Origin of the sequence: Pseudomonas sp. GL-B-26, from assembly GCF_019947405.1 — a bacterium.
Classification (GTDB): domain Bacteria; phylum Pseudomonadota; class Gammaproteobacteria; order Pseudomonadales; family Pseudomonadaceae; genus Aquipseudomonas.
In genome coordinates, this window is the sequence record NZ_JAGYGJ010000027.1 from 45,481 (window position 1) to 70,504 (window position 25,024).

The following is a 25,024-nucleotide window of genomic DNA, read 5'->3' on the forward strand; positions in this document are numbered from 1 at the left end:
GCAGGCTGTCACTCCTTGGCAAATATAGATAATCCGGCCGCCGAAATGGTGGCCGACGGCTTTTTCCGGATCGCGTTGGGCGTTGAATACAAAGGCTCGCGCTATCGCGGCTGGCAGCGCCAGGCTTCCGGCGTACTCACCGTGCAGGAAACGCTCGAAAAGGCTTTGTCCAAAGTCGCCGACTCACCGGTATCGCTGCTCTGCGCCGGGCGTACGGATGCCGGTGTGCATGCGTGCGGTCAGGTGGTGCATTTCGATACCCAGGTCGAGCGTTCGATGAAAGCCTGGGTCATGGGCGCCAATATCAATTTGCCCCACGACGTCAGTGTCAGCTGGGCCAAGGTCATGCCGGCGCATTTTCATGCGCGGTTCAAGGCGATTGCCCGGCGCTATCGCTACGTGATCTACAACGACCAGATCCGCCCGGCGCACCTGAACGAAGAAATCACCTGGAATCACCGTCCGCTGGACGTCGAGCGCATGGCCGAGGCGGCGCAGTACCTGGTTGGCACCCACGATTTCAGCGCTTTCCGTGCGGGTCAGTGTCAGGCCAAGTCGCCGATCAAGGAGTTGCATCACCTGCGCGTCACGCGCCACGGCAAGATGATCGTGCTGGACATCCGCGCCAGCGCCTTCCTGCACCACATGGTGCGCAATATTGCTGGCGTGCTGATGACCATCGGTGCCGGCGAGCGCCCGGTGGAGTGGATGAAAGAAGTGCTGGAGAGCCGCATTCGCCGTTCCGGTGGGGTGACGGCGCATCCGTACGGCCTGTACCTGGTGCAGGTCGAGTACCGCGACGAGTTCGAATTGCCCGAGCGTTACATCGGGCCGCACTTCCTGACCGGTTTCTCGGAACTTGACGGCTGACGCCCTCGAACGCTTTTGTTACCATCCGGGACTTTCTCGGATTTACCTTGGGGTTCTATCGACATGTCCGCCGTTCGCAGCAAGATTTGTGGGATTACCCGCATAGAAGATGCGTTGGCGGCGGTTGAGGCCGGAGCTGATGCGATCGGATTTGTGTTCTACGCCAAAAGCCCGCGTGCCGTGACGTTTCAGCAGGCGCGCTCGATCATCGAGGCATTGCCGCCGTTCGTGACCACCGTAGGGTTGTTCGTCAACGCCAGCCGCTGCGAGTTGGGAGAAATCCTCGACGCCGTGCCGCTGGACCTGTTGCAGTTCCATGGCGACGAAACCGCGGCCGACTGCGAAGAATGGAATCGTCCGTACATCAAGGCGCTGCGGGTCAAGGCCGGTGACGATATCGCGGCTGCGTGCGATGCGTTTCCAAGTGCCAGCGGTATCCTGCTCGACGCCTACGTTGAAGGCGTACCCGGCGGAACCGGCGAAGCATTTGACTGGTCTCTGATACCGCAAGGCTTGAGCAAGCCGATCATCCTGGCGGGTGGCTTGACGCCGGACAACGTCGCCGAGGCGATTGCAAGGGTTCGGCCTTATGCCGTGGACGTCAGCGGCGGGGTGGAGGCGAGCAAGGGCATCAAGGATCACGCAAAGATTCAGGCATTCATTAAAGCGGTAGTAAGAGCTTGATGTGACGGCTGGCACACTGCCGCCGTCCACAGGCATGGCTGAGGGTTTTTGGGGTGTACGCAGGTCACGTTTAGCTGATCCGGCAACCCATCGATCATCGCCACACACATGAATTTAGCTCAAGGGCATACGCGGGGCTGCGAACCAGAGCGTTCGGGCCGCCGGTACTGGAGAAAGAAAGCATGAGCAACTGGTTAGTAGACAAACTGATCCCTTCGATCATGCGTTCCGAGGTCAAGAAGAGCTCGGTGCCTGAAGGTCTTTGGCACAAATGCCCGTCTTGCGAGGCTGTGCTGTATCGTCCGGAGCTGGAAAAGACCCTGGACGTTTGCCCCAAGTGCAACCATCACATGCGTATCGGCGCCCGCGCCCGTATCGACATCTTCCTCGACGCCGAAGGCCGTGCCGAACTGGGCGCGGACCTGGAGCCGGTTGACCGTCTGAAATTCCGCGACGGCAAGAAGTACAAGGATCGCCTGACCGCTGCCCAGAAGCAGACCGGCGAGAAAGACGCACTGATTTCCATGAGTGGCACCCTGCTGGGCATGCCGGTGGTGGTGTCGGCGTTCGAGTTCTCCTTCATGGGTGGTTCGATGGGCGCCATCGTTGGTGAGCGTTTTGTTCGCGCCGCCAACTACGCCCTGGAAAACAAATGCCCGATGATCTGCTTCGCCGCTTCCGGCGGTGCGCGGATGCAGGAAGCCCTGATCTCCCTGATGCAAATGGCCAAGACCTCTGCGGTGCTGGCGCGTCTGCGTGAAGAAGGCATTCCGTTCATCTCCGTACTGACCGACCCGGTCTACGGTGGTGTTTCCGCCAGTCTGGCGATGCTCGGCGACGTGATCGTCGGTGAGCCGAAAGCCCTGATCGGCTTCGCTGGCCCGCGCGTCATTGAACAAACCGTGCGTGAAAAACTGCCGGAAGGTTTCCAGCGCAGCGAGTTCCTGCTGGAGCACGGTGCGATCGACATGATCATCCACCGTCAGGAACTGCGTCCGCGTCTGGGCAATCTGCTGGCACAAATGATGGGCCTGCCGACGCCGAAATTCGTCGCCGCGCCAATCGAGCCAATCGTGGTTCCACCGGTACCCGCCAACATATGATCGAACGTACCCTTGGCGAGTGGCTCGCCTACCTTGAGCAGTTGCACCCTTCGGCCATCGACATGGGCCTGGAGCGCTCGCAACAGGTAGCGTCCCGCATGGGGCTGGGCAAGCCGGCGCCTCGGGTGATCACGGTCACCGGCACCAACGGCAAAGGTTCTACCTGCGCATTCGTGGCTTCGTTGCTGCGGGCGCAGGGCCTGAACGTCGGTGTCTACAATTCTCCGCACTTGCTGCGTTACAACGAGCGGGTGCAGGTCAATGGCGTCGAAGCCACTGACGCCGAGCTGTGTGAAGCCTTTGCAGCGGTCGAGGCGGGCCGTGGCGATACTTCCCTTACGTATTTCGAAATGGGCACTCTCGCGGCGTTCTGGCTGTTTCAACACGCCAGTCTCGATGCAGTGGTGCTGGAAGTCGGCTTGGGTGGGCGTCTGGACACGGTCAACGTGGTCGATGCCGATATGGCGCTGGTCACCAGCATCGGTGTCGATCACGCGGATTATCTGGGTGATACCCGTGAATCCGTAGCGTTCGAAAAGGCCGGTATCTTCCGCCAGGGCGCGCCTGCGCTCTGTGGTGACCTGAGTCCTCCACAACCTCTGCTGGATAAAGCGCGCGAGCTCAATTGCCCGTTTTTCCTGCGTGGGCGCGATTTCGACCTTGGCATCACCGATCACAACTGGCAATGGCGCGGTCTTGACGCTCAAGGGCGTATGGTCGAGCTGCACGATTTGCCGTTGCTCGATCTGCCGATGGAAAACGCCGCACTGGCGTTGCAGGCTTACCTGTTGCTCGGGTTGCCTTGGGTGGATGCACAAATTATTGCTGCGCTGAAAGCCACTCGGGTGGTCGGTCGCCTCGATCGCCGTCAGTTTGACTGGCAGGGCAAGCGCCTGAACCTGTTGCTGGACGTGGGGCATAACCCCCATGCGGCCGAGTATCTGGCTCGCCGCCTGGCCAGCCGTCCACCGATCGGCAAGCGTCTGGCGGTGTTCGGACTGTTGGCGGACAAGGATCTGAATGGTGTTGTCGGTGAATTGAATGCTAGTGTCCAGCAATGGGCTGTTGCGCCGCTGGATTCACCGCGAGCGCGCCCGGTTGCCGATTTGCACGCAGCATTGCAGAGCCTTGGCGCCTCGGTAACATCCTATGACAGCGTTGCCGCCGCCCTGGATGGGCAGTGTGCGCTGGCGACGAGCGACGACGAGATTCTGTTGTTCGGATCATTTTATTGTGTCGCCGAGGCCCTCGAATGGCTGGCCCGGCGCTCCACGGAGGAAGCGGCAAATGGCATTGCTGGATAAGGCATACAAACAGCGCATGGTTGGCGCCCTGGTTCTGGTGGCGCTGGCGGTGATTTTCCTGCCGATGCTGTTTTCCCGTCAGGACGAACAGCGTCAAGTGACGGTTGAAGCCCCGGCTGCGCCACAAGCGCCTGCGGTGCCGCAAGTTCAGGTCGAGCCGGTGGTGGTGCCTGAGCCGCAAGCGCTGCCTCAGGAGCCCGTGCCGAGTGATGACGAAATCGCTCAGCAAGAAGCACCTTCGGCGCCGATTGCACCGGCTGTGCCAGTGGCCCCTGCACCCGCTGCCAAACCGGCCGCGCCAGCTCCGGCACCTGCGTTGGCTGCCAAGCCTGCAGCTGCGCCATCTCAGCCAATCTCTGCCGCACCGGGCAAGCCGGACACGACTCAAAGCCGCGTCGATGCCAATGGCCTGTCGGTCAGTTGGTCGGTGCAACTGGCCAGTCTGTCGAGCCGTGCAAGTGCAGAAAGCCTGCAGAAATCCCTGCGTAGCCAAGGCTACAACGCCTACATTCGTACTGCCGACGGCAAGAATCGGGTGTTTGTCGGACCGCTGATCGAGCGGGCAGAAGCCGATCGTCTGCGTGACTTGTTGAGCCGCCAGCAGAACCTCAAGGGTTTTGTGGTGCGTTTCCAGCCTGAGCGTGGTTAAAACTATCGCCCCGATTTGAAATGCACTGACAATCGCAGCTTACCGATAGCCATGCGCTCTGCTAAAATGCGCCGCCTTATCCGTCTGTAGGCTGCACTGTGCCATTTACCTGGGTTGATTGGGCGATCGTTGCAATCGTCGCCATCTCCGCATTGATCAGTCTGAGCCGCGGCTTCGTCAAAGAAGCACTGTCGCTGGTGACCTGGATCATCGCAGGAGTCGTCGCCTGGATGTTCGGTGGTTCATTGTCCGAGTACCTCGCCGGATACATCCAAACGCCGTCGGCCCGTGTGATCACGGGCTGTGCCATCATGTTTGTCGCCACGTTAATCGTAGGCGCGATGATCAATTATCTTATCGGCGAATTGGTTCGCGTCACCGGGCTGTCCGGGACCGATCGATTCCTCGGCATGGCCTTCGGCGCCGCGCGTGGCGTGTTGCTGGTGGTCGTGGCGGTCGGGCTGTTGAGCCTGGGGCCGGTACAGCAGGACGGGTGGTGGCAAGAGTCACAGCTCGTGCCAAAATTTCTATTGGTTGCAGACTGGTCCAAAAACCTGATTCTCGGGTGGAGCAGTCAGTGGCTTGCCAGCGGTATCAGCGTACCCGCTGAGATACCGTTCAAGGAGCACCTCTTGCCGATGGCCAAAACGCCTCAGTGAGTTGTGTTCAGTTCAGATCCATTAAGTAGGGGTTGCGTCGCATGTGTGGCATCGTCGGTATCGTCGGTAAGTCGAACGTCAATCAGGCGCTGTATGACGCGCTAACCGTCCTCCAGCACCGCGGCCAGGACGCTGCCGGTATCGTGACCAGCCATGATGGCCGGTTATTCCTGCGCAAGGACAATGGCCTGGTACGTGACGTGTTTCATCAACGTCACATGCAGCGCCTGGTCGGCCACATGGGTATTGGCCATGTGCGTTACCCGACCGCGGGCAGTTCGACTTCGGCCGAAGCCCAACCGTTTTACGTCAACTCGCCTTACGGCATCACCCTGGCGCATAACGGTAACCTGACCAACGTTGAACAGCTGGCCAAGGAGATTTACGAATCTGACCTGCGCCACGTCAACACCAACTCCGATTCGGAAGTGCTGCTCAACGTGTTCGCGCACGAACTGGCCCAGCGCGGCAAGTTGCAGCCAACCGAAGAAGACGTGTTCGCCGCTGTTACTGACGTGCACAACCGTTGCGTCGGTGGTTACGCGGTCGTGGCGATGGTGACCGGTTACGGCATCGTCGGTTTCCGTGATCCGCACGGCATCCGCCCGATTGTCTTCGGTCAGCGTCACACCGACGAAGGCGTCGAGTACATGATCGCTTCCGAAAGCGTCTCTCTGGACGTGCTCGGTTTCACCCTGATCCGCGATCTGGCACCGGGCGAAGCGGTCTACATCACTGAAGACGGCAAGCTGCACACCCGTCAGTGCGCGACCAACCCGTCCCTGACCCCGTGCATCTTCGAACACGTGTACCTGGCGCGTCCGGACTCGATCATCGACGGCGTTTCGGTCTATAAGGCTCGTCTGCGCATGGGCGAGAAACTCGCCGAGAAGATTCTGCGCGAGCGTCCGGATCACGACATCGACGTGGTCATCCCGATTCCGGATACCAGCCGCACCGCGGCCCTGGAGTTGGCGAACCACTTGGGCGTCAAGTTCCGCGAAGGCTTCGTGAAGAACCGCTACATCGGCCGTACCTTCATCATGCCGGGCCAGGCTGCACGGAAAAAATCCGTACGCCAGAAGCTCAACGCGATCGAGCTGGAATTCCGCGGCAAAAACGTGATGCTGGTGGACGACTCCATCGTTCGCGGCACCACCTGCAAGCAGATCATCCAGATGGCCCGCGAAGCCGGCGCCAAAAACGTCTACTTCTGCTCTGCGGCACCGGCCGTTCGCTACCCGAACGTCTACGGCATCGACATGCCGAGCGCTCACGAGCTGATCGCACACAACCGTTCGACCCAGGACGTGGCTGATCTGATCGGCGCTGACTGGTTGATCTACCAGGACCTGCCTGACTTGATCGAAGCGGTCGGTGGCGGCAAGATCAAGATCGAGAAGTTCGATTGCGCGGTGTTCGACGGCCAGTACGTGACCGGCGACGTCGACGAGGCTTACCTGAACAAGATCGAGCAGGCACGTAACGATGCCTCCAAGGTCAAGACGCAGGCAGTCAGTGCGATCATTGATCTGTATAACAACTGAGTAACTACCGGCCCTGAGGGGCCGGTTTTGTATCTACTAAAAGAGCAAGGCAAGGAGTGACAGCATGAGTCAGGATTGGGATGCCGGTCGGCTGGACAGCGACCTCGAAGGCGTAGCGTTCGATACCCTGGCCGTACGCGCCGGTCAGCACCGCACGCCGGAAGGCGAACACGGTGATCCGATGTTCTTCACCTCCAGCTATGTATTCCGTACCGCTGCTGATGCGGCGGCACGCTTTGCCGGAGAAGTGCCGGGCAACGTTTACTCGCGCTACACCAACCCGACCGTGCGCGCGTTCGAAGAGCGCATTGCTGCGCTGGAAAGTGCCGAGCAAGCCGTGGCCACGGCGACCGGCATGGCCGCGATCATGGCGGTGGTGATGAGCTTGTGCAGCGCCGGCGATCACGTACTGGTGTCGCGCAGCGTGTTCGGTTCGACCATCAGCCTGTTCGAGAAGTACTTCAAGCGCTTCGGCATCGAAGTCGATTATGTGCCCCTGGCGGACTTGTCCGGTTGGGATGCGGCGATCAAGGCCAATACCAAACTGCTCTTCGTCGAATCGCCATCCAACCCGCTGGCGGAGCTGGTGGACATCGCCGAGTTGTCGAAAATCGCTCACGCCAAAGGCGCGATTCTGGTGGTCGACAACTGCTTCTGCACCCCAGCGTTGCAGCAGCCGCTGAAGATGGGCGCGGACATCGTCGTGCACTCGGCGACCAAGTTCATCGACGGCCAGGGCCGTTGCATGGGCGGTGTGGTGGCCGGTCGCAGCGAACAGATGAAAGAAGTCGTCGGTTTCCTGCGTACTGCCGGGCCGACCCTGAGCCCGTTCAACGCCTGGATCTTCCTCAAGGGCCTGGAAACCCTGAGCCTGCGCATGAAGGCGCACTGCGCCAATGCCCAGCAACTGGCCGAATGGCTGGAGCAGCAGGAAGGCATCGAGAAAGTCCATTACGCCGGTCTCAAAAGCCATCCGCAGCACGAGTTGGCCCTGCGTCAGCAGAAAGGCTTTGGAGCGGTCGTGAGTTTCGAGGTCAAGGGCGGTAAAGAGGGCGCCTGGCGCTTTATCGATGCGACCCGTCTGATTTCCATCACCGCCAATCTCGGTGACAGCAAAACCACCATTACGCACCCAAGCACCACCTCTCACGGCCGTCTGGCGCCACAAGAGCGTGAAGCAGCGGGCATTCGTGACAGCCTGATCCGCATCGCGGTCGGTCTGGAAGACGTGGCAGACCTGCAAGCCGATCTGGCGCGCGGGTTGGCTGCCTTGTGATCGAGTTGTCCACGCCAGGCACTGGCACCAATGGCCGCGTTGCACTGGTCACGGGTGCTGCGCGGGGCATTGGTCTGGGGATCTCGGCCTGGCTGATCAGCGAAGGCTGGCAGGTGGTGCTGACTGATCTTGATCGGGGGCGCGGTTCGAAAGTGGCGAAGGTGCTCGGCGACAACGCCTGGTTCATCGCCATGGACGTCTCCAACGAAGGGCAGGTGGCGTTGGGCGTCGCCGAGGTGCTGGGGCAGTTCGGGCGTCTGGATGCGCTGGTGTGTAACGCGGCGGTTGCCGATCCGCACAACATCACCCTTGAAAGCCTCGATCTGGCGTACTGGAATCGGGTGCTGGCAGTGAATCTCAGTGGGCCGATGCTGTTGGCCAAGCACTGTGCGCCGTACCTGCGCGCTCACAGCGGTGCAATCGTCAACCTGGCCTCGACCCGCGCCGGGCAGTCGGAGCCCGACACCGAGGCTTATGCGGCGAGCAAGGGCGGCCTGTTGGCCCTGACTCATGCCTTGGCGATCAGCCTCGGGCCGGAAATCCGCGTCAATGCGGTCAGCCCGGGTTGGATCGATGCGCGGGATCCCTCCGCACGTCGTGCCGAACCGCTGACCGATGCCGATCATGCCCAGCATCCGGCGGGCAGGGTAGGGACGGTCGAGGATGTGGCGGCGATGGTCGCCTGGCTGTTGTCGAAGAACGCCGGTTTTGTCACGGGCCAGGAGTTCGTGGTCGATGGCGGCATGACCAAGAAGATGATTTACAGCGAGTAATTCGAGCAGGGGCCGCGACAGCGGCGGCTTGAGGTTGCAGGCGGCCGTGGGCAGTGCTGCGGGAAATGACATGATTTTGTCTTTTTCAGAAAAACTTCAAGCGGGGTATTGACTTAGCTTCGGTACCTGCGTAAATTTCGCGGCCTCGGAGATGCAAACGGGTGATTAGCTCAGCTGGGAGAGCGTCTGCCTTACAAGCAGAATGTCGGCGGTTCGATCCCGTCATCACCCACCACTTCCGAGAGTCTTGCGAAAGCAAGATGGAAGCTTTTAAAAGCCTCCACCGACGCGCAGCGGTAGTTCAGTCGGTTAGAATACCGGCCTGTCACGCCGGGGGTCGCGGGTTCGAGTCCCGTCCGCTGCGCCATATTTTCCGAGTCAGAGTTTATTCTGGTTCGAGATTGAAAGCCTCGAAGCTTTCAGTCAGACGAGTTACTTGGGCGCAAGTCCAAAGCGATACGCAGCGGTAGTTCAGTCGGTTAGAATACCGGCCTGTCACGCCGGGGGTCGCGGGTTCGAGTCCCGTCCGCTGCGCCATATCTGCCTCAAGGCCCGCTGAACGCCTTGGAGCTACGAAGAAAGCCGTTGGCTGCTTCGAGTCGATAGCAAAGACCCTGGTCGAAAGACCGGGGTTTTTTGTGTCTGCGATTTGGCTTTTCATGTTTGACCCGTAACCACGGGTACTCGCGTCTGCCGGCCAAATGCGGCCGGGCATCGAATTCTTCCTCTTCTCGACGATTTCCCTCACTAACGCTCAGCCCTGATCAACCGGTGGCTGCGTGGCAGAAACACCTGTCTTTCATTCGCGTATTCAAATTTTTCCTGGGGGCAGAACGCATAAAGCGCTTGGTTTGAAGTATCAACACTAATTAGAATGAGTCGCATTTAAAATATTTTTCGCGCAGGGTTCCTTTAGATGAGTGATGCAGCGATGCCGGCGGCGCAAACCTTCCACGATCTGTACCGCGACCATCGTGGCTGGCTCGAAAGCTGGTTGAGGCGGCGCATGAGCAATGGCCATGATGCGGCGGACCTGAGCCAGGATACGTTCGTGCGTTTACTCGCCAGCTCCCAGCACATCGCTGACCTGCAAGAACCCCGCGCTTATCTGGCGACAGTCGGCAAGCGACTGCTCACCAATTTCTATAAGCGCCGCAGCCTGGAGCAGGCCTACCTCAGTGCGCTGGCGCTGCTGCCTGAGGATTGCATACCGTCTCCCGAGCAACGCTGGTTGCTGCTGGAAACCCTACAAGCCCTGGACGAATTGCTCGATGGATTGCCGATCATGGTGCGACGGGCGTTTCTCTGGAGTCAGCTGGAAGGCCTGGGTTATCACGTGATCGCCGAACGCCTGCAAGTCTCGGAGCGGACGATCAAGCGCTACATGGCGCAGGCCTATGAACATTGTCTGCTGGTGGAAATGTGATCGGTTCGGCCCCTTCGGCGCAAGCCCGGCAAGTTGTGCGGGCTGCCGCTCAATGGCTGGCACTCATGGAGTCAGGCGCCGCCAATGAGCGCGATCGTGCCAATCTGCAGCACTGGCGTGACAGCCATCCCAGTCACGAACTGGCCTGGCAGAAATCCCAACTCTTGCGCCAACGCTTTGCCGACCTGCCGTCGGCACTGGCCATGGCCAGCCTGGATCGGCCGCAGACGAGCCGGCGCACGGTGCTCAAGCGCGCCGTCGGAGCGGTGGCACTGGTGCCAACCGCCTGGCTGATCAGTCGGCAGCTACCTCTGGACGTCTGGCGTGCTGACCTTCGAACCGCGACAGGGGAGGATAAAAAAGTCCAGTTGGCCGATGGCAGCTCGCTGCAATTGAATACTGCGAGTGCCGTCGATATCGACCTGAAGAATCGGCGACTGACACTCGTGGAAGGCGAAATAGCGCTGAATGTGCCTGGCACATCGCCACTGACGATCCAGACACACTTCGGACAAGTAGTCGTCAGTCAGAGCGAAGTGTGCGTTCGTCAGGGGCAGACGGGGTGCAAGGTGTCAGTGCTTAAAGGCGCGGTGCAGTTGCAGCCTTTGCGCGGGCCGGTCTTTTCATTGCGCGCAGGCCAGCAAGTCAGTCTTCAGGCGATGGGTGCCGGACGCGTCGAACCTTTCGATGTGCTTGCTCCAGGCTGGCGCGACGGCGTGTTGATGGCACAGAACCAGCCCTTGGGCGATTTTCTGCGCGAACTCAGCACCTATCGTCCGGGATTGTTGCGCTGGGAACCGGAACTCGAATCCCTGCGCGTCACCGGCAGCTTCCGTCTGGAAGACACCGATCGCATCCTGACGTTGCTGGCGGCCAGCTTGCCGCTGGAGGTGCATAGGCGAACCCGCTACTGGGTTACGTTGCTGCCGCGCAAAAATAGTGTCTGAGACCTGTCCCCTTTTTTCGCGTCGCTTGTCATTCAAGGCAAGCGAAACGAAATCAGAGAGATTCTCAATGCCCGTAGTGATGCCCTGCAGTACGCGTCTGGGTTCTTCCAGGCTGCGCCCGTTGTTGCACTTGAGTCTGTTGTTGAGTCTGAGTGCCTGTCCATTATTCATCACTGCCGGTTGGGCCGAAGACGCGCCTCGACGCAGTTACCAGGTGCCGGCAGGAAGCCTCGGCGCAGCGCTGACCCGTTTCGCCGGGCTGGCCGGGGTCAATCTGTCAGTGGACCCGGCACTGGTGGGCAGTCGCACCAGCCCTGGACTTTCCGGCGAATACGCGGTCGAGGAGGGCTTTGCCCGACTGTTGCAGGGTTCCGGTCTGCAACTGCAGCCGGTAGGCGAAGAGGCGTACATCCTGACCCCGGCGCCAGAAGGCGGCAGCCTGCAACTGGGTGCCACCTCGATTGTCGGTGCCACTGACTCGGAGCACGGCGATCCGTATGTCGGCGGCCAGGTCGCGCGTCTCGGGTCGCAAGGCTTGCTGGGCTCGAAAGACTTTATGGAAACGCCGTTCAGCATGACCACCTACACCAGTGAGGTGGTCAAAAACCAGCAGGCGCGTACTTTGGGCGACCTGATCGCCAACGATCCTTCGGTTCGCGCCACCAACCCGGCGGGTGGGCGCTATGAGCAGTTCACCATTCGCGGGTTGAGCCTGTTCAACAGTGATGTTTCCTACAACGGCCTCTACGGCGTCCTGCCGACTTATTCGATCGACATGGAGATGGCCGACCGCGTCGACGTCCTCAAAGGCCCGAGCCAGCTCATCAACGGCATCTCGCCGCGAGGCAGCGTGGGTGGCGGGATCAACGTGGTGCCCAAGCGCGCGACCGACAAGCCCATCACTTCATTCACCGGCAGTTACGCTTCCGACAGCCAGGTCGGCGGTGCCGTGGATGTCGGCCGGCGCTTCGGTGAAGACAACAAGTTCGGTCTTCGTTTCAACGGCGTGAAGCAGTCCGGCGACACCGAATGGGATCACCAGAATGTCGACCGCGAGATGGCCGTCCTGGGCCTGGATTTTCGCGGTGAACGCCTGCGACTCTCGACTGACATCGGGCGCACCGAGCGCGATACCGACGCACCGCAGGAGCGCGTACAGGTTGGCCCTAACGCGCAGGTTCCGCATGCCAGCGATGTTCGCCGCAACTATGCGCAGCCCTGGAGCAAGGCGAGTACCAACGACACGTTCGGCATGGTGAACGCTGAATTCGATGTCAACGATTCCGTCATGCTGTACGGCGGTGTGGGTGCGCGCAAAAGTAACCATGACTTCCTCCGACATGCCGTTTCGGTCATCAACAACGCTGGCAATTTCAGCGTTCAACCGCGTGACTTCACCCGTGACGAAAATGTCCGGACGGCCACGGCGGGTGTGCGCAACTGGTTCCATACCGGCCCGGTAAGCCATGAAGTCAACCTGGCCGCCAGCTATTACTACATGGACTTTGAAAACGGCGGCGCCCGTTATGCCTCGGCCAACAGCAACATCTATAACCCTGTGGTAACACCAACGCCGGTCAGGCCCACGCGACAGGATTCGGAGGTCTATACCGAAAACCGTTCCACCGGTGTGGCGTTGTCCGACACCCTGGGTTTCTTCGATGACCGGCTGCTGCTGACCCTCGGTGCCCGCTGGCAGCGCGTGAAGGTTGACGACTGGACCGATAACGTCAGAGGCGACACCGCCTACGACGAGGAAAAGGTTTCGCCGTCGGGCGGCATCCTGTTCAAGGCAACCGATAAGCTGTCGCTGTATGCCAACTACATGGAAGGCCTGAGCCAGGGCAAGATCGCACCGTCGACCTCGGTGAACGAGGACGAGATCTTCCCGCCGTTCATCAGCCGCCAGGTCGAGGTCGGCGCCAAGTATGACGCCGGTGCGTTCGCCGTCACCGCCGCTGTGTTCCGGATCAAGCAGCCAGCCTACGAGACCAACGCCACGACGCGCGTCTTCGGCCCGAACGGCAAGCGTGAGAACACCGGTGTGGAACTGAGTGTGTTCGGTGAGCCGCTCGATGGTTTCCGTCTGCTCGGCGGTGTCATGTACATAGACAGCGAGCTGACCAAAACCACCAATGGCACCTTCGACGGCAACCGAGCACCGGCCACGCCGAAATACAACGTCAACCTGGGCGCCGAGTGGGACGTACCGACCGTGCAGGGCCTGACCCTGACCAGCCGCGGCATCTATTCCAGCTCACAGTACCTGGACCAGTCCAACAACAAGGAAATCGACTCCTGGGAGCGTTTCGACGTGGGCGCACGCTACGCGTTCAAGGTCGAGGAAAAGAACATCACCCTGCGCGCCAATGTCGAGAACGTGGCGGACAAGCGCTACTGGAGTTCGGCCGGAGCCTCGGATGACAGTGAGCCTGGCTTGACACTGTCGACCCCGCGCACCTACCTCCTTTCGGCGACCGTCGACTTCTGATTCGCCCGTGTCATGCGCCCACAATCAGTGAAAGAACTGACTTCTCGAGCCGAAATGAAAAGGGGCAACTGTGCAGTTGCCCCTTTTTTGCGTCTATCGGTCAGAAGCCGAATTTGTCTCGCAATCCGTAATACCAGGCGCCTAGCGCAGCGAACGGTGTCCGCAGCAGTTGTCCACCGGGGAACGGGTAGTGGGGCAGGTCGGCAAACGCGTCGAAACGCTCGGCCTGGCCACGCAATGCTTCAGCCAACACCTTGCCCGCCAGGTGCGTATACGTCACGCCATGGCCGCTGCAACCCTGAGAATAGTAGATGTTGTCGCCCAGGCGTCCGACCTGAGGAAGTCGCGACAAGGTCAGCAAGAAATTGCCGGTCCAGGCGTAATCGATTTTAACGTCCTTGAGTTGCGGGAAAGCCTTGAGCATCTTCGGCCGAATAATTGCCTCGATGTTCGCCGGATCTCGCGCGCCGTACACCACGCCACCGCCGAAGACCAGGCGCTTGTCGCCGGTCAAACGGTAGTAGTCGAGCAGGTAATTGCAGTCCTCGACGCAGTAATCCTGCGGCAACAGGCTCTTGGCCAACGCGTCACCCAGAGGTTCAGTGGTGATCACCTGAGTCCCGCAGGGCATCGATTTGGCGGCCAGTTCCGGCACCAGATTACCGAGATACGCATTGCCCGCCACGATGATGAACTTGGCTCTGACCTTGCCTTGAGGCGTATGCACCACCGGATTTTCGCCGCGTTCGATGCGCACCGCCGGCGATTGCTCATAAATGGTACCGCCCAACGACTCGACAGCTGCCGCTTCGCCCAACACCAGGTTCAGCGGATGAATGTGCCCGCCGCTCATGTCGAGCATGCCGCCGATGTACTGATCGCACGCGACCACTTCACGGATGCGACGCTGATCCATCAGTTCAAGCTGCGTGTGACCGAAGCGTTCCCACAGACGCTTCTGGGATTCCAGATGGTCCATCTGCTTGGCGGTAATGGCGGCGAATACGCCACCGTCCTTCAAGTCGCACTGGATATTATATTTGGCAACCCGCTCACGAATGATCCGCCCACCTTCGAACGCCATCTGCCCCAGCAACTGAGCCTGCTTGGGCCCGACACTGCGCTCGATCACATCGATGTCGCGGCTATAACTGTTAACGATCTGGCCACCGTTACGCCCCGACGCACCAAAACCTACCTTCGCCGCTTCAAGCACCGTGACCCGGAAACCGTTTTCCAGCAGAAACAGGGCAGAGGACAGACCGGTGTAACCGGCACCGATCACACAGACATCGGTCTCCACGTCATCCTGCAAGGCCGGGCGCGGCGGAACCGCATTGGCCGATGCGGCGTAATAGGATTCCGGGTAGGGGGTGTTCGCCATCCTGCAGCCTCTGTTTAATATATTTTACGAGTGCGTCGATCCTACCCGAGATAAAAATCGACCGCCAGCCACCGCAAAATCTTCCTTGCGGCGGCAAAATTAAATATTTTGCATATTCATAGGGTTAGCTCGAAAAAAGGTGTTGACACCCCTCCGGAATTCCGTAGAATGCCGCCTCACAGCAGGCACGTAGCTCAGTTGGTTAGAGCACCACCTTGACATGGTGGGGGTCGTTGGTTCGAGTCCAATCGCGCCTACCAAACAAAATCCGCTCTGCTGGGCGGTCTAGAAGGGCTCACCGAAAGGTGGGCCCTTTTTTGTTGTCTTGGATTTCATGCAGAACGTTCACAAAATATAGGCTTCGTTCACACTGGGCAATGTGAACGCAGTAAGTCTCCGTATGTAGTAGATGCTTTCTCGTGTCCCGGATCGATTGGAATGACTTCGGAGTGATGTGGTCGGTAAGCTCCAGCTACCGGTGCTGATCAAGCTTGGTGAGCAATCAATTTATTGATGGGGCAGGGAAGGTGTGAGCATGCAGATGTTGAAGGTTGATACAAGTGTTTACGGCGTTGATCAGCATCCAGATGAGTGCCCGTGCTGCCATCATGCGATAACTCCGGGTTTTATAGCGTCAATATTTTCTGTTGAAACCAGAGTCATTGACGCAGCCTTCAGATGCCCTAGGCACAAGTGCTCACGGATGTTCATTGCTATATTTGAAAGGGCTCTGATGCAGGGGGGAGCTATTCAGATCGGTTTTATTTGCGTTCGACATTCCCTGCTAGTCCGGTAGCACCTTCCATCCCGGATGAAGTCGCGAAGATATCTCCCCAGTTTGTACAGATATTCACGCAAGCGAGCAAAGCAGAGGCTTTCGGTCTGGGAGAAGTCGCAGGTGTTGGATATCGAAAGGCGCTTGAGTACCTTATTCTCGTGCGTATCCTCGGAGCCGCGTGCTTCGATCCACAAAGCGACTTCCTCAAGTCCGGCGGCAATAGCGTGTTGGTTGAAGATTGAACACGAGCGGCTGAAGTGGATGATGAGTGACATGTACAGCCGGGAGCGGGAACAAGGATCGACCCAGTTGGGGTACGCCTATGGGGACTACACGCCGAAGGACAAGACCTAGCTCCAGGTCAACGGTGTGACCAGATGGCAGCCAATCATTGCACCCGGTAACATGCCCGACTCACTCAGAAGGAATTCAGCATGAAGGTATGGATGGCGGTGGCACTGATTGGGGCGATGACAACTAGTGGTATGACTCCGCTAGCACTAGCCGCACCACAACCAGGTACAGGGCATGAGCTATACCAAAACTGCAAAGAATCGATTAAGGCCAGTGGTCGAAACACAATCCCATCGGGCACCGACATGCTGAGTGTGGGACTTTGCTTAGGACTAATCGAAGGAGTGAAGAAAACAATCGCAATTCTGCAAACAGGAATGTCTGCTCGTGGCACTCAAGTGTGCTGGCCTGAAAGCGGCCTGACCAACGGGCAAGGAGCGCTGATCGCCATCAACTATCTAGACAGGAACCCTGCGCGGTTGAATGAGGATCAAACCACCGTGGTGATATTGGCATTCAAAGACGCCTTTCCCTGCAAGGGATAACCAAGACTGTTTTCCACAGAACCCATGGCCCGCCGCGAAACGGGGTGCAACTCTTGAAGCGATCCAGATTCAGGCTGGAAAAATAAGCTGAGTGAAGTGCCTGCCCAGATGCTCGACGATTTTCAGTGCGTGGTCGTAGCTGCCTTTTCCCTTGAGCATCGTTTCGCAGTACGTCATGCCCAACGTAAAAATGGTGTGATGCTTGCGATCCATTGTCACGGCTTCTATCTGGTTTGCCCATGACTCTGCTTCGACCTTGGTGCTGAAGGTTTTCGACTGGGGAGATTTACCTTTTACCCGTACCTGAGCGTTCCAGTTACCGGACGGAAGTGAGCGAATGTTGGCCATTGTTGACGCCTCATGATGTGAAAGGGCGTTCTGTGAAAACCAAGAGCAGCAGGGCTTGCAGCATGCGCAAGCAGACATTGACATGGTGGGGGTCGTTGGTTCGAGTCCAATCGCGCCTACCAAACAAAATCTGCTCTGCTGGGCGGTCTAGAAGGGCTCGCCGAAAGGTGAGCCCTTTTTTGTTGCCTGGTGTTTGGGCAAACGTTTGGAATTTTTGGGCAAGCGACCACCGCCGCGGCATCTATGGATGGAAGTATCGGAAAAAGGCGCAGTCAGCGCGGAGGGCATAGCTTCGACTCCATTCGAGGGAGTGGGGAGCTTTGCAGCTGGAATGGCTGACAACAAAAAGCCCGCGCATGGCGGGCTCTCTGTATGGGGTCAAATCCTTTTGTCTGCTCAATCTGCGCTGCGTTCTGTGAGTGCTTCGTGAAAAGGATGTCGATGGAACGAAAAAACCCGGCACTTGGCCGGGCTCTCTGTAGATGGGGCCAAATCCTTTTGGCTGGCTGCATTGTGCAGGGTGGTTGTGACGAAGGCGTGACAGGGCAGATACGAAAAGCCCGACTCTGGGCCGAACTCGATGATGGATGCCTATATTGATACCGCCAAGGCATTACGCCTCACAAGCAGTTGGATCTTCATAGGCTTCGCACCACGCAGTCTTCATTAGCGGCTTGCACTCCGCGTCAAACTTCCCCCTCAGCTTGGCAGTGCTAGCCGGGGTAATCGGCCCTGGCATCTCCTCGCTTATTTCCGCCATTTTTTGCGCTACGGCGTTCTCGACTTCGCTGTATATGACCAGTGAATCATTGAGCGGCCTCACGGTCATATCGCTGACCTTTGCATTCAGGACGTTCAAATGAAGCGTGCAGTAATAATGTTCATGGCCATTTCAGGCGCTCTCCTGCTGGGAGGTTGTGGGCCTCACTGGGACGACGGAGATAGGTACGGTCGAGATCGTGATCGAGGTCATGATTACCGTCGTGGATACGACCGAGATTATGACGATGATCGAGGGTATGACCGCAGATATGATCGTCGTGACAATGATCAGGGGTATGAACGCAATCACGGTCGTGATCGTGACGATAGAGACGACTGAGTGCGCTGGCTATCGGCTAGCGAGAGACGGCGGTGACAGGCTCTCCTCGGGCCAGTCAATGATCACCCGGTTTGCCGATTAGCTTCAGCGGCACGGGTTGCCAGTGATTCAGGCGTAAGATAGCGGTGCTACCTCATCAAAAGGAGCCGCATATGATCGCCGACCAAATGAACAAGCAGGTATCTGAGGACAGAGCTGTTTGGGATCAATACTTCTGTGCTGCGTTGATTGCGGAAAGCAATCTGACGGCACCGGTTGTCGGAGGGGCTACTCATGAAGACAGGCAGAACCTGTTGATTGAAAGGGCCAAAGCTCTCGCCGACAAGATGATGGAAAACAGAAAATAACCAGAGCCCAGCCATCGCGCTGGGCTCTTCACATCTGGATCTCGGCAGCGGTGCGGCGCTACTCAATCAGGCAATCAAGTCTACTTTGCCGCTAGCGAGGCGATAGACGCCTCCCACTATCTTCAGCGTGCCCTTGTTTAGCGCATCAGTCAGCAGTGGTGAGGCATTTTTAAGACGGTTAACCGAGTCTTTGACATTCTGCACTGTAGCGTTGTCGATAAGGCTTCCGGGGTTATTGAGTACTTTCTCGATGGAAGGCTTAAGTGCGTCAGTCAATTTTGGGATGTGACCAGGGAAAACAGTGTGATCTTTTACTGCCTTTATACCTGCACTGATGGCGCCGCAGCTCTCATGCCCCAGTACGAGGATCAGTGGTGCGCCGAGCACCGCGACAGAGTATTCAAGGCTTGCCAAACCCTCATCGGTAACGAAATTGCCCGCGACGCGTATGGCGAAAAGATCGCCTCGTGCAGTGTCAAAAGCATACTCAGGGGCAATACGGGAGTCAGAGCAACCGAGTACCGACACGAATGGGTTCTGGCCTGAGACCAGGGCTTCCCGCTCTGACTTGAAGTCATGTGTCTTGGAGTTGCCGGAAACATACCGTTCATTTCCCTCCATAAGCCTTTGAAGTGCCATGTCAGGACTGATGGAGTTTTGTGGTTTTGGCGGAGCAGCGGTTTTCTCGGCAGCCTGAACGAATGTGTCGGGCAGTGCACCGGCAAGTAGCAGAGCGCCTGCTCCTAGTCCGGCAAACTGAAGAAATCTACGACGACCACTCGCGTTTTGAGCAGGGTTTGAATCACATGATTTACACATGAACTTGTGTACTCGGGTCGGTTGATGGGAGTGACTTGCTGTTGGGGGCAAGTGCTTCCAGGGACCTTCGGCACTTGTGGTTGGAGTCTAGACGGGATGTAACATTGTGTTGCTCAGGGCTTGCTTTCAGACAATGTAGAGGCGTGGGTTAGGTCGCTTTTAACACCGAAAACCTCAAATGCCTTACAGCGATTTCAAAAACTCCCGGATGTGTCCGGCCACCTCTTCAGGCGCAACCTGAAGCAGGCAGTGCGGTGCTTCGATTTCAATGATTCGTGTACCACGGTTCATTGAAGAGACCAGTGCGGACGCTGTCCCTGGAACCACCGAATCATGCGTAGCGCGAAGGTAAATAGTCGGTACGCTGACTTGGGCGAGCTTGGCGGATACGTCAACGGCAAGAACCGATCGTAGTCGTGAACGCATTACCGAAGGGCTCACTTGAGTGATGGCCTGATGCAGAGCTGCGCGCAAGGCGCTCGTGGAAAACCGGCCGAGCAATACTTTGCTGATCCATCCGACAGGTGCAAGGCTGAACGGCAGTGCGCCGAGCAAAAAACTCAAGTGACTGAATATGGGTCTTGGATTGCGTGCGAATGTGCTGCATAGCACGAGGCCCACTTGCCGGGGGAGTTGCCTGGCGCTCAGAGAAATAGCAATCGGTCCCGAGAAGGATTCACCCAGCAGCACGAATGGGCGGTCGGTCGGCAGCGACTCTCGGACCAGCGACTCCAGCGCCGTGTAGCTCAGCGGAATATTGGGGGGATAGGTGATGATTAGCGTATCGAATTCGCGCTCCATGATGGAGGCAAAGGCTGCGAACAATTCACCTGTCCCATCCATTCCAGGAAGCAGGACCAGTGTGGGAGTTGATCGATTCATGTGTTCCGTCCTTGCCTGCGAATCGTTAGCGTCGACCAGCGTTATGGCCAGTGATATCGCCGGCCTAATGGAAGGCCCGCAGCGCAAGACGGCACTGTAACGAGGGGATTGCCCCCTCGTTACAAATGTTGCATGAAGAGCATGATCACTATTGGCGTGGTTCATCTCAACAACGTCGGACCTGCGTGGCAGGTCCAGCCAACTAAAACCAATCTTACCTGGCGTTCAACTTCTTCAGTTCTTCATAAGTCGCCGACTGTACAAACCAGAAGCCGGAGATGATGCACCACGTCAGGGTGCCGGTAATGAAAACGCCTGCCCCGGACCAGAAGCCCTGAACGAAGATCATGACCACTGCGGCGATCCAGATAACGGCCAGTGCGACGTACAGAACTACGTTGTTTACGCCAATTACGAACTCTTTCACGTCTATTCCCTTTTGAGTGATTATCCTCTGGCTCCTTACGCAAGGGCCAGTGGGCGGCATGATAGGGAGATAGCTGGCTGTTCGCCAGTCATGTCGCCCTGAGCAGGCATGCTTCGAAAAAATCGCCCTCAGCCTGTGGGTGCCTTGCAGGCAGATTTCCAGGTTTTGGACTACTACTGACAAGCCCATTTCCTTCTCCCTGTCAGGAGCATCCCTATGCTGTTTCACTGGTTTCTTGCGGCGATCCACCTCTTGGCAGTTGCCTTGGGCCTCTGGGCGGTGCTCACCCGAGGGACGGCGTTAAGCCGCCTGGTCGTCGGTACGGCGCAGGTTCGCAGCGTGCTGGTTGCCGATAACGTATGGGGCATCTGTGCGGGTATTTTGCTGATCACAGGTTTGATGCGGGCCTTCGGTGGGTACGAAAAAGGCACCGACTATTACCTTCATCAGCCGTTGTTCCATCTGAAGATGACGCTGTTCGTGATCATTCTGCTGCTTGAAGTGGCACCCATGATCACCTTGATCAAGTGGCGGATCGCCTTGGGCAGGGGCGCTTCGATTGACCAGGGCCGAGCCAGGCTGTTTGCACGCATCAGCCATATCGAAGCGCTGTTGTTGATGTTGATGGTGATTGCAGCCACCGGCATGGCGCGCGGTGTGACCTTCGGCTAATAACGGCGTGATTCGTCGGGGTTAAAGCGAATAATCTGACAGCCACGGCGTGGCCGAAGCCGGTAGCATCGACTTCACGTAATGGGGGGAGGAGGCGAGTGCTCAGCAAAATGCCGAGCATGAATCTTTAGCCAGCCATTGCGCTTTAACGAACGGGCTGGCTACTGCCTGCAACAGGATTCAGGGAGTCTGTGGTTTGTCTGGAGCGGTGAGGCCAGCCTGAATGCGCTGATAGATTTCTTCGCGATGAACCGCAACGTCTTTCGGGGCATTGATGCCAATTCTGACTTGCTGGCCGCTAACGCCCAGAATGGTGATCGTAATGTCATCACCAATATTTATGCTTTCACCGACTTTGCGGGTGAGTATCAGCATGGTCTTCTCCTTGATTGCTTTGTAGGGCACCTGATTCGGACAGTGCAGAGGTCGGTGGTATGTATAGATTAGTGCGAAGTCTCACGTTTTGGGTGCCTCTTTCTGACGCGCAGATGCTGCATTAATTCCCAAGGCGTAACTATACAGAGGCCGCAACCATCATTCTCGTTGTTTTGAGCCCATTTTGCGGCACTCGGGAAGTATTCATGGATGCTAAAATCGCCGCTTTAAGCATTCTGAGGGAAGCGTTGTGCGCAAAATGGTCTTGGTAATCGCGGTATTGGCGCTGGCGGGATGCGGTGAGGGCAAGAGTGTTGAGGCGCAAAAGCCGCAATCGGCAGCGGCGGCTGCACCTTCGGTGGTATCCGCGCCACAATGGGATCTCGAAGTTCGAGGCGAAACACCTCAGGCAGTCAGCGATTTGAGCGGCTGGCTGATTGAGCACAGTTTCGTTTCCAATATCGTCAAGGAAAATGGAAAGACCCGGATTCTGCTCGGGCCATTCAGTTCGAAAGCCGAGGCCGAGGCCAAACAGACAGAAGTGCGCGCGGCGCTCACCCGGGCGAAGAAACAGAACATCGAATTGCTGGTTGTCGACCATCCCGTGACCCGATAACAGTCTTTTCCAGGGGGATTTCGACGGAGCGCCTTAAAGGGGATCCACATTGACTGGTTTCTAGACGTAGTCACTGTCGATTCCCAGTAGGAGTTCCCCATGGCCTCCGTCACCCCTTACAAAATATTCGACGCAGTCCTGCGGCGCAAAAAGACGCTGGGTCCTCATTTGATGCGCGTCACTCTGGCCGGTCCGATGGTTGCCGAAATGGCGACCTGGGCACCGGATCAGCGCGTGAAGCTGGTCTTTCCGGCTGTGGACGGTTCGTCTGCCAGGAGTGTGCGCAAATACTTGCTCAAGGAATGCGGCATTGCCAAGGAGTCACTCAACCTGATGGGCTACTGGCGTTACAACAAAGCGGGCGGTTAGAAACGAACAAAGGCCTCGGGTATCAAACCCGAGGCCTTTATATTTTCAGCGAGCGCTTAACCGCAGACTTTCATGTCGACCGGGCCGACAAACTCGTTGCCGCGTCCCATGACGCACGCCACGCTTTGGTTGCGCTGTCGCTCCCAGGCCTCTACCGGATAGGTTTTGTTCCAGGCCTCGTAGAGCTGTCGATCCTGTTTCGACAGGCGCAAACCATACTGCTTGCTCATGTAGAAATACGTTCGGGCGATCATGCCGCGTATGGACGGGCGGGGCATGACCTTCTTCGCCTTGAAGTCGACCTGGGTCAGGCACGAGCCATATTGGCCCGACTGCACCGGCAACCAGCCGAAACTGAAGTTGCTGCGATCGCCATTCACTTCACCAATGCTTGGTACCAGGTTGTGCAGGTCGGCTTCGGCCTTCTGGTAGGTCGGATCGTAACGCGTGCAGTTCTTGCGCCCGCCTTCTTGCCAGCACTGACGCTGATGGCCGATCTGCCAGGCCGGGACAATGTGCTCCCACTCGATGCGCGAAGCGCGCTTGGCGTTTTTGCGCGGTACATAACCGCAGGCTGCGAGGTTGACCTTATTGCCGGTGTATTTGCACCCGCAATAGAACTCTGTGGATTGCGGTGCGTAGAGCTTCCAGGCAACTTTCTTGGCTTCGTTGAAAGTGCGTGGGGCGCCAGCCTGGGCGCCGAGGGTGATGAACAAAAACAGCAAAGCAAACCAGCGGACACTCATTGAATCAATCTTCCTTCGGCACAACCCAAAAAATCTGCACGCCGCCATCGTCGCGATAGGCGAGGGTGACGTTGTCGTTCTCGTCGATTTCTTCGAGCAATTGTTCCCACTCATCCACGGGTTCGTCCGGTAGACGGAAGATCAAGGCTGCTTTGGCTTTTTGGGAGGTGGGGGAATTGATGATTTTTTGAACGCGCATACCCATGCGTTCATAGGAGTCAGGAGAGGCAGAGGTGTTGGCCACGGAATTATCCTTATTAAGCTGTACGTGCATACAGTATTTAACTGTAAGCATTTTCGCAACTGCTTAAAATTCAAGAAAATCCTCTGACAGCAATTTTTCCGTTTGGTGTAGGACGAAGGGAAAATTTTTATCGAAATATCGGACGGGGTGTGAGCCACTCGCCTGGGTTGGCGAGTGGTGAAAGCAGTGCCCGACCGGAACCGGTCGGGCGCGGGTGAATCAGTATTCCCAGAACATCCGTTGCAGCTCTTTGCTGTCGTTGGTCTTGGTCAGTGCGACCATGGCCAGGATGCGGGCTTTTTGCGGGTTCAGGTCGTTCGCCACAACCCAGTCGTACTTGTCGTCTGGCTGTTCGGCGTTACGCAGTACGAAACCGCCGGCGTTGACGTGGGACGAGCGAATGATTTGCACGCCGTCCTTGCGCAGGGCTTGCAGCGATGGGACTACGCGGGACGAGACCGAGCCATTGCCGGTGCCGGCGTGAATGATGGCTTTGGCGCCAGATTGAGCCAACGCTTTGTAGGCAGTATCGCTGACGTTACCGTAGGAATAGGCGATTTCGACGTCAGGCAGGCTCTTGATGGTTTTGATGTCGAATTCCGAGTCCATGGTGTGACGCTTGGCCGGCAGACGGAACCAGTAGGATTTGCCCTCGACCACCATGCCCAGTGGGCCCCAGGCACTTTTGAACGCCTCGGTCTTGATGTTGATCATTTTGCTGACGTCGCGACCCGACTGGATTTCATCGTTCATGGTCACCAGTACGCCTTTGCCGCGTGCCTCTTTGCTGCTGGCCACGGCCACTGCGTTGTACAGGTTCAGCATGCCATCGGCCGACATGGCGGTGCCTGGGCGCATGGAGCCGACAACGATGATTGGCTTGTCGGTTTTTTCCACCAGGTTCAGGAAGTAGGCGGTTTCTTCCAGGGTGTCGGTGCCGTGGGTGATGACGATGCCGTCGACGTCTTTGCTGTCGGCCAGTTCAGCCACGCGACGACCCAGTTGCAGCAGGTTGTCGTTGGTGATGCTTTCGGACGCGATCTGCATGACCTGTTCGCCACGAACGTTAGCCAGTTGGCTGAGTTCCGGAACCCCGGCGATCAATTGTTCGATGCCGACTTTTGCCGCTTGATAGGTAGCGCTGTTAGCAGTGCTGGCGCCCGCGCCGGCAATGGTGCCGCCGGTGGCCAGGATCACCACGTTCGCCAGTTTCTGTTGGGTTTCGACTTCTTTTGCCTGAAGGGCAGTAGGCAGGAGCAGCAAGAGGGCCAAAGCGCCCGGAACGAAGGTCTTGAAAGCAGATGTCATTATTTTTCTCTCTAGTAGTGAGACGGTGCTGATGCAGGT

Annotated in this window: 26 protein-coding genes, 4 tRNA genes and 1 pseudogene; 22 read left to right on the forward strand and 9 right to left on the reverse strand. The window is 57.9% G+C overall.

Annotated elements, in window-relative coordinates; genetic code table 11:
* The first annotated feature begins 45 nt into the window (after positions 1–45).
* From truA to KGB23_RS18380, 15 genes are all read left to right on the forward strand, one after another.
* Positions 46–870, forward strand: a complete 825-nt coding sequence (truA, locus tag KGB23_RS18310; RefSeq protein ID WP_046047735.1) for a tRNA pseudouridine(38-40) synthase TruA — start codon at positions 46–48, stop codon at positions 868–870.
* A gap of 63 nt (positions 871–933) precedes the next feature.
* A complete protein-coding gene (locus tag KGB23_RS18315; RefSeq protein ID WP_223432080.1) occupies positions 934–1,554 on the forward strand; it encodes a phosphoribosylanthranilate isomerase in 621 nt (206 codons plus the stop codon).
* Between the two features lie 182 nt (positions 1,555–1,736).
* A complete protein-coding gene (gene accD / locus KGB23_RS18320; RefSeq protein ID WP_027921583.1) occupies positions 1,737–2,657 on the forward strand; it encodes an acetyl-CoA carboxylase, carboxyltransferase subunit beta in 921 nt (306 codons plus the stop codon).
* Positions 2,654–3,961, forward strand: a complete 1,308-nt coding sequence (folC, locus tag KGB23_RS18325) for a bifunctional tetrahydrofolate synthase/dihydrofolate synthase (protein WP_223432081.1) — start codon at positions 2,654–2,656, stop codon at positions 3,959–3,961. The genes accD and folC overlap by 4 nt, the downstream gene beginning before the upstream one ends.
* Positions 3,945–4,610: an SPOR domain-containing protein gene (locus tag KGB23_RS18330; protein WP_223432082.1), complete on the forward strand. Its 666-nt coding sequence runs from the start codon at positions 3,945–3,947 to the stop codon at positions 4,608–4,610. Before folC ends, KGB23_RS18330 begins: the two co-directional genes overlap by 17 nt.
* A 98-nt stretch (positions 4,611–4,708) precedes the next feature.
* A complete protein-coding gene (locus KGB23_RS18335) occupies positions 4,709–5,269 on the forward strand; it encodes a CvpA family protein (protein WP_074875247.1) in 561 nt (186 codons plus the stop codon).
* Between the two features lie 41 nt (positions 5,270–5,310).
* Positions 5,311–6,816: an amidophosphoribosyltransferase gene (gene purF / locus KGB23_RS18340; RefSeq protein ID WP_007905939.1), complete on the forward strand. Its 1,506-nt coding sequence runs from the start codon at positions 5,311–5,313 to the stop codon at positions 6,814–6,816.
* Positions 6,817–6,880: 64 nt separating this feature from the next.
* The gene (locus KGB23_RS18345) at positions 6,881–8,092 is read left to right on the forward strand and encodes an O-succinylhomoserine sulfhydrylase (RefSeq protein ID WP_223432083.1); all 1,212 of its coding nucleotides are present in this window, start codon (positions 6,881–6,883) and stop codon (positions 8,090–8,092) included.
* Positions 8,089–8,865: an SDR family oxidoreductase gene (locus KGB23_RS18350; RefSeq protein WP_223432084.1), complete on the forward strand. Its 777-nt coding sequence runs from the start codon at positions 8,089–8,091 to the stop codon at positions 8,863–8,865. The genes KGB23_RS18345 and KGB23_RS18350 overlap by 4 nt, the downstream gene beginning before the upstream one ends.
* A gap of 159 nt (positions 8,866–9,024) precedes the next feature.
* Positions 9,025–9,100, forward strand: a tRNA-Val gene (locus KGB23_RS18355).
* Positions 9,101–9,155: 55 nt separating this feature from the next.
* A tRNA-Asp gene (locus KGB23_RS18360) sits at positions 9,156–9,232 on the forward strand.
* A gap of 93 nt (positions 9,233–9,325) precedes the next feature.
* Positions 9,326–9,402: transfer RNA gene (locus tag KGB23_RS18365), tRNA-Asp, on the forward strand.
* A 379-nt stretch (positions 9,403–9,781) separates the two neighbouring features.
* Complete coding sequence (locus tag KGB23_RS18370; protein WP_223432085.1) at positions 9,782–10,291, forward strand: sigma-70 family RNA polymerase sigma factor; 510 nt, start codon at positions 9,782–9,784, stop codon at positions 10,289–10,291.
* Positions 10,288–11,238, forward strand: a complete 951-nt coding sequence (locus KGB23_RS18375; protein WP_223432086.1) for a FecR domain-containing protein — start codon at positions 10,288–10,290, stop codon at positions 11,236–11,238. Before KGB23_RS18370 ends, KGB23_RS18375 begins: the two co-directional genes overlap by 4 nt.
* Before the next feature lie 67 nt (positions 11,239–11,305).
* A complete protein-coding gene (locus tag KGB23_RS18380) occupies positions 11,306–13,729 on the forward strand; it encodes a TonB-dependent receptor (protein ID WP_223432087.1) in 2,424 nt (807 codons plus the stop codon).
* A gap of 100 nt (positions 13,730–13,829) precedes the next feature.
* On the opposite strand, the gene KGB23_RS18385 is transcribed toward KGB23_RS18380, so the two are convergent.
* Positions 13,830–15,113 carry an NAD(P)/FAD-dependent oxidoreductase gene (locus KGB23_RS18385; RefSeq protein WP_223432088.1) on the reverse strand — a complete coding sequence of 428 codons (1,284 nt, stop codon included), beginning with the start codon at positions 15,111–15,113 and terminating at the stop codon, positions 13,830–13,832.
* 183 nt (positions 15,114–15,296) lie between these two features.
* Between KGB23_RS18385 and KGB23_RS18390 the strand changes: the two genes are divergently transcribed.
* Both KGB23_RS18390 and KGB23_RS18395 read left to right on the forward strand, forming a co-directional pair.
* Positions 15,297–15,373, forward strand: a tRNA-Val gene (locus KGB23_RS18390).
* A gap of 952 nt (positions 15,374–16,325) precedes the next feature.
* Positions 16,326–16,730: a Rap1a/Tai family immunity protein gene (locus tag KGB23_RS18395; RefSeq protein ID WP_223432089.1), complete on the forward strand. Its 405-nt coding sequence runs from the start codon at positions 16,326–16,328 to the stop codon at positions 16,728–16,730.
* Between the two features lie 81 nt (positions 16,731–16,811).
* Here the strand turns inward: KGB23_RS18395 and KGB23_RS18400 are convergent.
* Positions 16,812–17,078 (reverse strand): annotated as a pseudogene (locus tag KGB23_RS18400) (site-specific integrase); the annotation flags it as partial.
* An 859-nt stretch (positions 17,079–17,937) separates the two neighbouring features.
* Here KGB23_RS18400 and KGB23_RS30480 point away from each other — a divergent pair.
* A complete protein-coding gene (locus KGB23_RS30480) occupies positions 17,938–18,180 on the forward strand; it encodes a hypothetical protein (protein WP_411741504.1) in 243 nt (80 codons plus the stop codon).
* Positions 18,181–18,332: 152 nt separating this feature from the next.
* Positions 18,333–18,527, forward strand: a complete 195-nt coding sequence (locus tag KGB23_RS18410; RefSeq protein ID WP_074875283.1) for a hypothetical protein — start codon at positions 18,333–18,335, stop codon at positions 18,525–18,527.
* Positions 18,528–18,593: 66 nt separating this feature from the next.
* Here the strand turns inward: KGB23_RS18410 and KGB23_RS18415 are convergent, their stop codons facing one another.
* The 3 genes from KGB23_RS18415 to KGB23_RS18425 all read right to left on the reverse strand — a co-directional run bounded on the left by KGB23_RS18415 (position 18,594) and on the right by KGB23_RS18425 (position 20,655).
* Positions 18,594–19,346 (reverse strand): carbonic anhydrase, encoded by a 753-nt coding sequence (locus tag KGB23_RS18415; RefSeq protein WP_223432092.1) that lies wholly within the window; start codon positions 19,344–19,346, stop codon positions 18,594–18,596.
* A gap of 183 nt (positions 19,347–19,529) precedes the next feature.
* Complete coding sequence (locus KGB23_RS18420; RefSeq protein WP_223432093.1) at positions 19,530–20,228, reverse strand: alpha/beta fold hydrolase; 699 nt, start codon at positions 20,226–20,228, stop codon at positions 19,530–19,532.
* A 214-nt stretch (positions 20,229–20,442) separates the two neighbouring features.
* A complete protein-coding gene (locus tag KGB23_RS18425; RefSeq protein ID WP_033061943.1) occupies positions 20,443–20,655 on the reverse strand; it encodes a hypothetical protein in 213 nt (70 codons plus the stop codon).
* Positions 20,656–20,871: 216 nt separating this feature from the next.
* Here KGB23_RS18425 and KGB23_RS18430 point away from each other — a divergent pair, with 216 nt between their 5' ends.
* A complete protein-coding gene (locus tag KGB23_RS18430) occupies positions 20,872–21,327 on the forward strand; it encodes a DUF2214 family protein (RefSeq protein WP_150658865.1) in 456 nt (151 codons plus the stop codon).
* Between the two features lie 180 nt (positions 21,328–21,507).
* Here KGB23_RS18430 and csrA read toward each other — a convergent pair whose 3' ends face one another.
* Entirely contained in the window at positions 21,508–21,702 is a 195-nt protein-coding gene (csrA, locus tag KGB23_RS18435) for a carbon storage regulator CsrA (protein WP_007938114.1), read from the reverse strand.
* A gap of 250 nt (positions 21,703–21,952) precedes the next feature.
* On the opposite strand from csrA, the gene KGB23_RS18440 reads away from it, so the two are divergent.
* Complete coding sequence (locus KGB23_RS18440; RefSeq protein WP_046047716.1) at positions 21,953–22,318, forward strand: SPOR domain-containing protein; 366 nt, start codon at positions 21,953–21,955, stop codon at positions 22,316–22,318.
* A 99-nt stretch (positions 22,319–22,417) separates the two neighbouring features.
* On the forward strand, positions 22,418–22,687 hold the full coding sequence (locus tag KGB23_RS18445) for a siderophore-interacting protein (RefSeq protein WP_223432094.1): 270 nt from the start codon (positions 22,418–22,420) through the stop codon (positions 22,685–22,687).
* Between the two features lie 56 nt (positions 22,688–22,743).
* On the opposite strand, the gene KGB23_RS18450 is transcribed toward KGB23_RS18445, so the two are convergent.
* The 3 genes from KGB23_RS18450 to KGB23_RS18460 all read right to left on the reverse strand — a co-directional run bounded on the left by KGB23_RS18450 (position 22,744) and on the right by KGB23_RS18460 (position 24,985).
* Positions 22,744–23,433, reverse strand: a complete 690-nt coding sequence (locus KGB23_RS18450) for an endonuclease (RefSeq protein WP_223432095.1) — start codon at positions 23,431–23,433, stop codon at positions 22,744–22,746.
* 4 nt (positions 23,434–23,437) lie between these two features.
* Positions 23,438–23,728: a DUF1654 domain-containing protein gene (locus tag KGB23_RS18455; protein ID WP_223432096.1), complete on the reverse strand. Its 291-nt coding sequence runs from the start codon at positions 23,726–23,728 to the stop codon at positions 23,438–23,440.
* Between the two features lie 168 nt (positions 23,729–23,896).
* The gene (locus tag KGB23_RS18460) at positions 23,897–24,985 is read right to left on the reverse strand and encodes an asparaginase (protein WP_223432097.1); all 1,089 of its coding nucleotides are present in this window, start codon (positions 24,983–24,985) and stop codon (positions 23,897–23,899) included.
* Positions 24,986–25,024: the final 39 nt, after the last annotated feature.

What these genes read in the sequence shown, in the direction of transcription:
- truA (WP_046047735.1), top strand. Translation starts at nt 46, where the DNA reads ATGGTGGCCGACGGCTTTTTCCGGATCGCGTTGGGCGTTGAATACAAA.
- KGB23_RS18315 (WP_223432080.1), top strand. Translation starts at nt 934, where the DNA reads ATGTCCGCCGTTCGCAGCAAGATTTGTGGGATTACCCGCATAGAAGAT.
- accD (WP_027921583.1), top strand. Translation starts at nt 1,737, where the DNA reads ATGAGCAACTGGTTAGTAGACAAACTGATCCCTTCGATCATGCGTTCC.
- folC (WP_223432081.1), top strand. Translation starts at nt 2,654, where the DNA reads ATGATCGAACGTACCCTTGGCGAGTGGCTCGCCTACCTTGAGCAGTTG.
- KGB23_RS18330 (WP_223432082.1), top strand. Translation starts at nt 3,945, where the DNA reads ATGGCATTGCTGGATAAGGCATACAAACAGCGCATGGTTGGCGCCCTG.
- purF (WP_007905939.1), top strand. Translation starts at nt 5,311, where the DNA reads ATGTGTGGCATCGTCGGTATCGTCGGTAAGTCGAACGTCAATCAGGCG.
- KGB23_RS18345 (WP_223432083.1), top strand. Translation starts at nt 6,881, where the DNA reads ATGAGTCAGGATTGGGATGCCGGTCGGCTGGACAGCGACCTCGAAGGC.
- KGB23_RS18370 (WP_223432085.1), top strand. Translation starts at nt 9,782, where the DNA reads ATGAGTGATGCAGCGATGCCGGCGGCGCAAACCTTCCACGATCTGTAC.
- KGB23_RS18380 (WP_223432087.1), top strand. Translation starts at nt 11,306, where the DNA reads ATGCCCGTAGTGATGCCCTGCAGTACGCGTCTGGGTTCTTCCAGGCTG.
- KGB23_RS18385 (WP_223432088.1), bottom strand. Translation starts at nt 15,113, where the DNA reads ATGGCGAACACCCCCTACCCGGAATCCTATTACGCCGCATCGGCCAAT.
- KGB23_RS18395 (WP_223432089.1), top strand. Translation starts at nt 16,326, where the DNA reads ATGAAGGTATGGATGGCGGTGGCACTGATTGGGGCGATGACAACTAGT.
- KGB23_RS30480 (WP_411741504.1), top strand. Translation starts at nt 17,938, where the DNA reads ATGAAGCGTGCAGTAATAATGTTCATGGCCATTTCAGGCGCTCTCCTG.
- KGB23_RS18410 (WP_074875283.1), top strand. Translation starts at nt 18,333, where the DNA reads ATGATCGCCGACCAAATGAACAAGCAGGTATCTGAGGACAGAGCTGTT.
- KGB23_RS18415 (WP_223432092.1), bottom strand. Translation starts at nt 19,346, where the DNA reads ATGTGTAAATCATGTGATTCAAACCCTGCTCAAAACGCGAGTGGTCGT.
- KGB23_RS18420 (WP_223432093.1), bottom strand. Translation starts at nt 20,228, where the DNA reads ATGAATCGATCAACTCCCACACTGGTCCTGCTTCCTGGAATGGATGGG.
- KGB23_RS18430 (WP_150658865.1), top strand. Translation starts at nt 20,872, where the DNA reads ATGCTGTTTCACTGGTTTCTTGCGGCGATCCACCTCTTGGCAGTTGCC.
- csrA (WP_007938114.1), bottom strand. Translation starts at nt 21,702, where the DNA reads ATGCTGATACTCACCCGCAAAGTCGGTGAAAGCATAAATATTGGTGAT.
- KGB23_RS18445 (WP_223432094.1), top strand. Translation starts at nt 22,418, where the DNA reads ATGGCCTCCGTCACCCCTTACAAAATATTCGACGCAGTCCTGCGGCGC.
- KGB23_RS18450 (WP_223432095.1), bottom strand. Translation starts at nt 23,433, where the DNA reads ATGAGTGTCCGCTGGTTTGCTTTGCTGTTTTTGTTCATCACCCTCGGC.
- KGB23_RS18455 (WP_223432096.1), bottom strand. Translation starts at nt 23,728, where the DNA reads ATGCTTACAGTTAAATACTGTATGCACGTACAGCTTAATAAGGATAAT.
- KGB23_RS18460 (WP_223432097.1), bottom strand. Translation starts at nt 24,985, where the DNA reads ATGACATCTGCTTTCAAGACCTTCGTTCCGGGCGCTTTGGCCCTCTTG.